This window comes from Paeniglutamicibacter sp. ORCA_105 (genome assembly GCF_045798545.1).
Taxonomy (GTDB): Bacteria; Actinomycetota; Actinomycetes; order Actinomycetales; family Micrococcaceae; genus Paeniglutamicibacter; species Paeniglutamicibacter sulfureus.
The window spans coordinates 1-8,235 of record NZ_JBIXLM010000071.1 but is presented as its reverse complement, the minus strand read 5'-3'; the positions used below and the strand labels follow the sequence as shown (position 1 = coordinate 8,235).

At 64.6% G+C, this 8,235-nt stretch carries 8 protein-coding genes; 2 read left to right on the top strand and 6 right to left on the bottom strand.

Translation table 11 applies throughout. From position 1 onward, the window contains the following. The first annotated feature begins 66 nt into the window (after window positions 1–66). Window positions 67–1,332: a CynX/NimT family MFS transporter gene (locus ACIPUB_RS19795; RefSeq protein WP_407608950.1), complete on the top strand. Its 1,266-nt coding sequence runs from the start codon at window positions 67–69 to the stop codon at window positions 1,330–1,332. A gap of 101 nt (window positions 1,333–1,433) precedes the next feature. On the opposite strand, the gene ACIPUB_RS19790 is transcribed toward ACIPUB_RS19795, so the two are convergent. The 6 genes from ACIPUB_RS19790 to ACIPUB_RS19765 form a co-directional block, all read right to left on the bottom strand. After that, a complete protein-coding gene (locus ACIPUB_RS19790; protein ID WP_407608949.1) occupies window positions 1,434–3,101 on the bottom strand; it encodes an FAD-dependent oxidoreductase in 1,668 nt (555 codons plus the stop codon). Between the two features lie 235 nt (window positions 3,102–3,336). Continuing rightward, on the bottom strand, window positions 3,337–4,068 hold the full coding sequence (locus tag ACIPUB_RS19785) for a FadR/GntR family transcriptional regulator (protein ID WP_407608948.1): 732 nt from the start codon (window positions 4,066–4,068) through the stop codon (window positions 3,337–3,339). Between the two features lie 106 nt (window positions 4,069–4,174). Next, the gene (locus ACIPUB_RS19780) at window positions 4,175–5,443 is read right to left on the bottom strand and encodes an NAD(P)/FAD-dependent oxidoreductase (protein ID WP_407608947.1); all 1,269 of its coding nucleotides are present in this window, start codon (window positions 5,441–5,443) and stop codon (window positions 4,175–4,177) included. 5 nt (window positions 5,444–5,448) lie between these two features. Continuing rightward, on the bottom strand, window positions 5,449–5,769 hold the full coding sequence (locus tag ACIPUB_RS19775) for a 2Fe-2S iron-sulfur cluster-binding protein (RefSeq protein WP_407608946.1): 321 nt from the start codon (window positions 5,767–5,769) through the stop codon (window positions 5,449–5,451). A gap of 151 nt (window positions 5,770–5,920) precedes the next feature. Continuing rightward, window positions 5,921–6,460 (bottom strand): HtaA domain-containing protein, encoded by a 540-nt coding sequence (locus ACIPUB_RS19770; protein WP_407608945.1) that lies wholly within the window; start codon window positions 6,458–6,460, stop codon window positions 5,921–5,923. Between the two features lie 70 nt (window positions 6,461–6,530). After that, on the bottom strand, window positions 6,531–7,796 hold the full coding sequence (locus tag ACIPUB_RS19765; protein WP_407608944.1) for a cytochrome P450: 1,266 nt from the start codon (window positions 7,794–7,796) through the stop codon (window positions 6,531–6,533). 195 nt (window positions 7,797–7,991) lie between these two features. Between ACIPUB_RS19765 and ACIPUB_RS19760 the strand changes: the two genes are divergently transcribed. Continuing rightward, entirely contained in the window at window positions 7,992–8,189 is a 198-nt protein-coding gene (locus tag ACIPUB_RS19760) for a ferredoxin (RefSeq protein ID WP_407608943.1), read from the top strand. The last annotated feature ends 46 nt before the right edge of the window (window positions 8,190–8,235 follow it).

Here is an 8,235-nt window from a genome sequence, read left to right as displayed (position 1 = left end):
CCCCCCCCCCCCCCCCCGTTCCCGCTTCGTGCGGCAACACATCGGCCCAAACCCTAGGAGGCAGCAGTGAGTGGTGGAATCACGTCCCCGCGCAATGCCCTTGAACTGCGCCCCGTGTGGCCGGGCAGGGCCCTGGCCCTCGCCGGCATCGTGCTGGTGGCGCTGAACCTGCGTTCGGCGGTCACCGCCATGTCCCCGATCGTCGGCCGGATCGTGGTGGACGTGCCGATGGACGACGTGGCCCTGGGTGTCATCGGAATGCTTCCCCCTCTGATGCTGGCCACCGGGGGGTTGCTGGGCCCGATCCTCGCCCGCTGGATCCGGCTGGAAACCAACATGGTGCTGGCCTGTGCCGGCATGTGCGCGGGCCATCTGATCCGGGCGATGGCCGGGGAATTCACGCAGCTGCTGGTCGGCAGCGTCGTGGCGATGCTGGCCATGGGCGTTGGCAACGTCCTGCTGCCGCCGCTGGTGAAGAAGTACTTCCCCGACCGGATCGCCTTGATGACCAGCATCTACGCCATGCTCTTTTCCGTCAGCACGGCCATTCCGGGCACCGTTGCGCCGCTGGCTGCGGATGCCGCGGGCTGGCGGGGCTCGCTGATGGTGTGGGGCGTCGCCGCCGCGATCGCGGTGCCCCCTTGGATAGTGTTGGCCTTCAGGGGGCGGTCAAGGGCGTCAAAGGCCGGGAATGGTTCGCCGGCGGCCCTCGCCGGGCGCGGCGCAGGGGCGGGGCTGTGGCGTTCCCGGGTCGCCTGGGGTCTGATGCTGATGCATGGGTTGTCCGCGCTCAACGGGTACGCGATGCTTGCCTGGCTGCCGGAGATCCTGATGGACACCGCGGGCATCTCCGGCATCGAGGCAGGGGTGTTGCTATCCATCTATGCCGTGACAGCCGGTCCGTTGGCCTTGGTCGTCCCCGCGATTGCGTTGCGGATGCGCAATCCCGGAGTGCTCGCCTACATTGGCGCCTCCCTGTTCGCTTCCGGGTACACAGGACTGCTGCTCGCTCCCGGCGTGCTCACTCCGCTCTGGGTCCTCGTTTCGGCCTCGGGCACCGGCCTGTTTCCCGTGATGCTCGCGTTGATCAATGCCAGGACGCGGACTCTGGCCACGACCGCTGCGCTCAGCGGTTTCGTGCAGGGAAATGGTGCCTTGATTTCCGTTGCCGGTCCGCTGGTCGTCGGTCTCCTTCACGACGCCACCGGCGGCTGGACCGCTCCGTTCTGCTTCCTCATCGCGGCCTCCGCAGGCATCGTGCTGGGCGGAATACTGTTGCGCAGCCCGCTCTCGGTCGACGAGGAACTCCACGAGTACGCCTCACGACGCTAAGTGGCCGCGGCCTGTCCTTGGCCGGGCGCGGCAACCGACCTGGCCGCAAACACGTGAAACCACCGCACTTTGCGGGGGTTTCACGTGTGTTGGGACGCCTTCTAGGCGAGCATGGCCGCAGCGGATTCGGGCTGCACGTCCGCGCCCGTCCTTCCGGCCGCGGCGCGACCGGCCAGGTAGCCGAACACCAGCCCCGGACCAAGGGTTCCCCCGGCTCCGCCATACACCATTCCGGTGGGCCCGGCCATGACGTTGCCGGCCGCGAAGAGGCCGGGAATGACACGGCCGTCGACCGACAACACCTCGGACTGGGGCGTGGTGCGCGGACCACCCTTTGTCCCCAGAGTGCTGCTATGCAGCTCCACAGCGTAGAACGGGCCTTGTTCCAAGGAGCCGAAGGTGGATTCCGCCCCCGGGTACGCATCCCGGTTGCCGACATAGCCGTCGAATGCGCTCTCGCCGCGCCGGAAGTCCGGATCGAGGCCCTTCCGGGCGTGCCCGTTCCAACGCTCGACCGTCTGCTCAAGGGCCCCGGCCGGGACCCCGATCAGCCCGGCCAGCCCGGCGATCGAGTCCGACCGTGGGATCCACGAGGGCACCGGCGCCCCGGGGGCAGAGCCAAAGCCGCCAAAGCGCTCCATCATCTGGGCGTCGAAAACGACCCAGCAGGGGATGTTCCGGTAGTCAAAGGAGGTGGGGTCCAGCTCATGGAAGGCGCCTCCCATGGCGTTGTAGTTTGCTGCCTCGTTGGCGAAGCGCTTCCCCTCGCGGTTCACCATGATCGAATGAGGCACGGTCCGCTCGCGCTGCACCAGGTACACCGGCTGGCTCCCGTAGGCATTTTCCCCGGGCAGCGTGCACACCGGGACCCACCAGGCCTCGCGCATGTTGCCGAGGGCGGCTCCGACCCGCATGGCCATGCGCAAACCGTCGCCGGTGTTGGTTGGAACGCTGGCCGGGTGGCTGATCGGCCCGCGCAGGAAGTCACGGGCCAAGTCCTTGTCCCACTCGAATCCGCCGGTGGCCAGCACCACGCCCTGACGGGCAAGGACCTCATGGCGTCCATCGGGGCCTTCGAGGACGACGCCGCGGACGGCTTCATCCTCGATGAGCAGCTCCGTGGCGCGCTCCCCTACGTGGACCTCGACACCCTTGTCGAGACATCCCTGCAGCAGTGCGGCGACCATTGCGCGGCCCAGTCCCTCGACTTGCTCTTCCTCTCGCTGCGCGGCCGTCTCCGGCGGCAGGAATCCGGTGCCGCCGCCGATCGGGGTCTCGCCCACAAGCATCCGGCGCGGGGTGCCTCCCAGACAGCCGGCCCATTCGCCCAGCCCCTGCAGCGAGAACAGCTGCGGCTCGATGGACCTTCCGCCTCCGGGCTTTCCGCCGGGCTGCTCGGGGTGGTAGTCCGGGTATCCGGGGACCAGGGACATCTTCAACGGGGTGGTCTCCAGCCAGTCCAGCAGCACGGGGATCGTGTCCACGAAGGCCTCCACCATCTCGGGCAGGATCATGCCGTTGGACAGGGATTCGAGGTAGGCGAGCGCATCGGCACGCGAGTCCTCGATTCCTTTTTCCCGGGCATAGCGGTTGTTCGGCATCCACGCAACGGCGCTGGACAGGCAAGTGGTGCCACCCAGGACGGGTGCCTTCTCAAAGACGCCAACCCTCGCGCCGGCGTCCGCCGCCGCCAAGGCGGCGCACAGGCCCGAGGCCCCGCTACCCAAAACGATCACGTCGTACACGGAACTATCTGCGCTGATACTCAATGCTCACTCCCTGCTCTCGGCCTTAGATGGTGGGCGGCGCCGACGGTCTTCGGCGCGACGCGGCAGGTTCTGCCGCCGCGTGCCGGCTGGGCTCTCATTCGCAGCACGGCATGGGGCCATTGGGCCCACGGTGGCGCACCTCACAAGGAAAAGTTAGCAGAAAGTCAATATAGTTACAATCGTTATCCTAGATTAAAGACTCAAATCCATATTCGACAGGCCCGTGGGGCACGGGCTACAAGGTCCAGGAAATCGGGGTGTTCAAGATGTCCGGGAATTTGCGTTCAACGTAGTTGGCGTATTCGAGGATGTGTTCTTGCATGGCGCTCGCCGCCGCATCCGGGTCCTTGGCTGCCAATGCCTCATAGATCACGACGTGAGCCTTGTGGACGGCAACCCGGCGATGCTCCGGATAATCGACTCCGATTGCGGATCCGTCGAGCATTCCCAAGAGGGTCTCGGTGAGGTGCCCAAATAAGGCGTTCCCGGAATTGCGGGCAATGATGTCATGGAACCGCTTATTCATCTCAAGGAACACAGACTCGTCATCGACTTTGTCGAGCATGTGGTCAACGCTGTACTTCAGCTCCGCAAGCTGCTCCTCGTCCATCCGGGTCGCCGCGAGCTGCGCCATCATCGGCTCGAGCGCCGTCCTGGCCTCGGTAATGGTCCTGAACGGCGCATTCTCGAACTGCAGCAACAGGGTCAACGCAGTGGCCAGGCCGCCGCCGTCAGGCTGCTGCACCACGGGTCCGCCGCCGGGCCCCGGCTTGAGCATGATGATTCCTTGCAGTTCAAGGAAGCGCAGCGATTCGCGCAGGGTGCCGCGACCGATGTTGTATTCCTCCAGCATGATCCGTTCGGGAGGCAGGCGATCACCGGGCACGTTTCCCCTGCGCTGGATGTCGGCGACGATTCGCTGGGCCACCAAGACGGCCGTCTTCTGCGGCCGTAACGAGGTCTGCATGGGTTCTCCTTGATGAAGCCTTGATGAAGGGGCGTGCGGCGTGGCCGCGTAACAATAGAATCATAAGTATAGTCCGACTATTACAATTCTCCACGCTGCCGCCCCGTCAGGAGGAAGGCTCCAGCTCGGCCATCATCTTCTTCAACGGGGTGCCGGAATCGCCGGCCCGGTCCGCCGGCACGTTCAGCCCCTTGGCCAGGAGCGTCTTGACGGCCATGAAGTCCACCGGGTTGTTGATGCAATCCACGGCGATGACCTGCCCGTCGCGGTAGTAGATCACGGAGAACTTCTCGTCGGCGACCGCACCGCGCAGCACCACTTGGTCATATCCCGCCGACAACCCGGCCATCTGCAGCTTCAGATTGCCTTGGTCGGACCAGAACCATGGCACCATGCGATAGGGAACCTTGTTCCCGACGATCGTGGCGGCTGCATTACGCGCCTGTTCCACCGCGTTATTGACGCTTTCGAGCCGCAGGCGCTCCGGCGCGCCTTCGCGCGGCAGTGGGTTGGGCATCTCCGCGCAATCGCCCGCGACCAGCGTGGTCCCGTCGGAAGCAAGTGAATGCTCGTCGACAACGATTCCATTGCCGCAGGCCAGCCCAAGGGCTTCGGCAAGCTCGGTGCGGGGAACGACACCGACACCCACCAGCACGACGTCGGCCGGCACGATGCGCCCGTCCCCTAGCTCCACGCCGGTGATACACCCCTGCGCGTCACCGGCAAATCGAACGATCCGCGCATCCAGCGTGACCTCCACACCACGCGACCGGTGGGCACCCAAGAAGAAGTCCGAGGTGGCCTCCCCCACCGCCCGGCCGATCAGGCGGGGAGCCGCCTCCAAGACGGAGACCTGCTTGCCCAACTTCCGGGCGCTTGCGGCCGCTTCCAGACCCACGAATCCGCCGCCGACCACGACGACGTTCCGCGCGTTCTCCAGCCGGGCCTTGAGGCCATCGGCGTCGTCGGCGTCGCGAAGGTAAAGCACACCTTCCAGTTCCGCCCCTTCCAGCTCCAGTTTCCGCGGCCGCGCCCCGGTGGTCAGGGCCAGTCGATCAAAGGCGAACTTCCTGCCGGAGGCGGAGGTCGCCGTCCCCGCGCCGTCGGAGCCCTTCTCGAAAGACACAATGCGTTCGTTCAGGACCAGCTCGATGTTGTGCTTCTCGTAGAAGTCCCCGGTCCTGAACGCCAGGGTCTCCGCCGTAACGAGTCCCTGCAGGAACGCCTTGGACAGCGGGGGCCGCTGGTACGGGGCATGTTGCTCGGCGCCGACAAGCGTAATCGGCTCGGCGTACCCCATTTCCCGAAGCGAGCTGGCGAGCTGCACGCCGGCTTGCGAGGCCCCGACGATGAGGATTCCGTTGTTCTCCGACATGGCGCTCAGACCTGGCTTTCCGGTGTTTCGATGTACACGTGGACATCCGCTTCGAGCTTCAGCTGGCACGAGAGCCGCGAATTACAGCGTCGCTCCTGGGTGGTGCCGTCGAGCATCTCATCCTCGAGCTCGCCCATGGCCGCCATTCCCGCCAGGTCCTCTTCGCGGACAAACACGTGGCAGGTGGAACAGGCCAGGGAACCGCCGCACTCGGCCACGATTCCCGGCAGGCCGTTTCGCACCGCAATTTCCATCACGGAATCCCCGATGTTGCCCTCAAGGACGTCGACGTCGCCGCCGACCGAGGTATAGGTCACCTTTGGCATGGGTTATCCCTTTCGTTCCAGATGTTCACCAAATCCATGATCATGATTGTAACCATAAATGATTCGACGCAACAGGGGCGCCGCTTAGTAATTTCGCAAGGCGCCGACCCGAGCTGCTTTGCCCGGCGGCACGCCTTAGGGCATCGGGCCCTCAACCGCCCGATTTGAGGTGGGCGCAGAATCCCACCGGCTCCAGCCGTTCCCCGACCCCGTAGACCCCGTTGAACACCTCGACGCCGGCCGGTGTCAACCGAGCGTCCATGAGTGCCCATCCCCTGGGCAAACGGCCGGCGGCCGGCGCGCCGGGTGCAAGTGTCGCCAGCTCGATGCGATGCTCCTTGTTGGGCCAGCGCTCGGCGTCGACTGCCGTCAGGACCGCTCCGGTGTCGCGGAACTCAATCCATGGATCGACGATCATAACGAAAAGCATCCCCTGGTGACCCTTGTAGCGCAGGTCGCCTCGGTACTTGACGATGCCCTCGGGGGACGACGGATCGAACCCGGAAGCATCCTCGAGCTCGAAGAAGTAGACCCCGTCACCAGCCTCCGTGGCGCCATGTCCCGCGCCCCGTCGGCCGTCAGGCATCGTATCGATGTAGCGCGTGAAACTGCTCTTGACCCCCCATGAAAGCCCGGGGCGAGTCGCCTGCTCGTTCGCCCAGGGCTCCTGGGCCGGGGCACTGATACCCATATCCGTCATCCCTTTCAAAGTCCTAAGGCAGCACCCCGGGCCGCCCGGCGCAAACGGGCAGTCCCGATTGCTAGAGCCGCTCTTCCAACAGGCGCTTTCCCGGGGTGAACGTCGCCGGCAGCGTTTCGAAGCCGGTATTGACACCCTGCCGCGGGTAGCGGGTCACCTTGGCGCGGTCCACCTGGTAGTCGGGCATGCGTTCGAGGACCTGGGTCAGAATGGTCCTGGCCATCAGGCGTCCCAGGTGGGAGCCTGCGCAGCGGTGGCTGCCGACGCCGAAAGACATATGGCGGTTGGGCATGCGTTCGATGTCCACCTCGTCCGGGTTCTCGAAGCCACCGGCGGCATCACGGTTTCCAGAGGACCAGGCGAGCAGCGCCCGGTCCCCTTCCTTAATCTTGACGCCATGGAAGTCGGCATCCTTGCCGACGGTGCGCGCAAGGGCCTGGGTCGGGGAGAAATACCGCAGGAACTCCTCGACGGCGTTCTGCATCAGGCTGGGATCATCGATGAGCCGCTGGCGGACATCCGTGTTGGCGGAGAGCCATTCGAGTGCCTGGCCGCTGAGCGAGGCGACCGTGCCCACGCCGCCGGAGATGATCAGGTCCACCATGTTCAGCACCTCCTCATCGGTGATTGGCCGGCCGTCGATCTCGTGGCGCAGGATGAAGCTGATGGGATCGTCGCCCAGATTGCGCCTGCGCTCGGCGATGGCCGCCTTCACCTTCTCCGCCAGGGCGGGGAGTTCCTCCGTGGTGACCTTGATGTACTCGGCACTGTCCAATGGCGCGGAAAGCACCTTGCGGTGGGCGAAGGAGTAGCGGCGCCAGTCCTCAACTGACAATGACAGCCAGTCGATCGTGATGATAGATGGAATACCGGTCAGTGCCGCGAAATCGGCCTCGCCGCTTTCGATGATGTCGTCGATGAACAGCGTCGTGTACCGCTCGACCATCGGGCGCATTTCCTCGATCCTCGAGGGCGAGAGCAACTGGTTCATGATGCGGCGGTACGGCATGGATGCCGGCGGGTCAAGGTCAATGGGGAAATGCTCCGCGATCGGTCGCTTGGGAATGAGGATTGCCTGCCCCTCGCCGCCGTGGGCACTGCGGGCAGAAGAGAACATCTCATCGTCTCGGGCGGCATCGAAGATGGCGTCGTAACCACTCAGGACCCAGTATCCGCCCCAGGCATCGGTCCACGCGACAGGTGCCTTCTCCCGCAAAGCGCGGTAACTGGCAACCGGATCGGCACTGTGTGCCTCTGCATTGTGGTCGAACTCAACGATCGGGCGATCGGTCCGTGACGAAGTCTCCGCGTCAATTTGCTGTGTCATGTGACTCCCCTTTGCTTCCCGTTTCTGGTTCTTGGCGGCCTGGACGAAGCAGCTCTCTGGCAAAATTCATCCTTGTATCTACTAATTATTATAATAGAATGGACTGTAAGCCCAGTCTAGGGGCCAAGGAAGAATTCATGCAGGACACCAAAGCTGCCCATCTCCGTTCGGAGAAAAGAACCAAAAGGAGTACTGATGCGCATTGAACTCGAGCGGCACGTGTGCCAAGGGCACGGCGTCTGCCAAATGACCGCACCGAACCTGTTCACGCTCTCGGATGAGGACGGGCTGGCCATCCAACCGTCGAACCCTATTGCCCCCGAGTCTCAAGACGAAGGCCGCTTGGCCGTCGCAAGCTGTCCGGAACGCTCGCTGCGCGTCATCGAAGAATAACGAAAATTCGCCTGGTACCGCGCCAGTCCATCAGTTTCGAGAAGGG

Bases quoted from the DNA above. Each gene is read 5' to 3' on its own strand.
- ACIPUB_RS19785 (WP_407608948.1), bottom strand. From the start codon at position 4,068: ATGCAGACCTCGTTACGGCCGCAGAAGACGGCCGTCTTGGTGGCCCAG.
- ACIPUB_RS19765 (WP_407608944.1), bottom strand. From the start codon at position 7,796: ATGACACAGCAAATTGACGCGGAGACTTCGTCACGGACCGATCGCCCG.
- ACIPUB_RS19770 (WP_407608945.1), bottom strand. From the start codon at position 6,460: ATGGGTATCAGTGCCCCGGCCCAGGAGCCCTGGGCGAACGAGCAGGCG.
- ACIPUB_RS19780 (WP_407608947.1), bottom strand. From the start codon at position 5,443: ATGTCGGAGAACAACGGAATCCTCATCGTCGGGGCCTCGCAAGCCGGC.
- ACIPUB_RS19760 (WP_407608943.1), top strand. From the start codon at position 7,992: ATGCGCATTGAACTCGAGCGGCACGTGTGCCAAGGGCACGGCGTCTGC.
- ACIPUB_RS19775 (WP_407608946.1), bottom strand. From the start codon at position 5,769: ATGCCAAAGGTGACCTATACCTCGGTCGGCGGCGACGTCGACGTCCTT.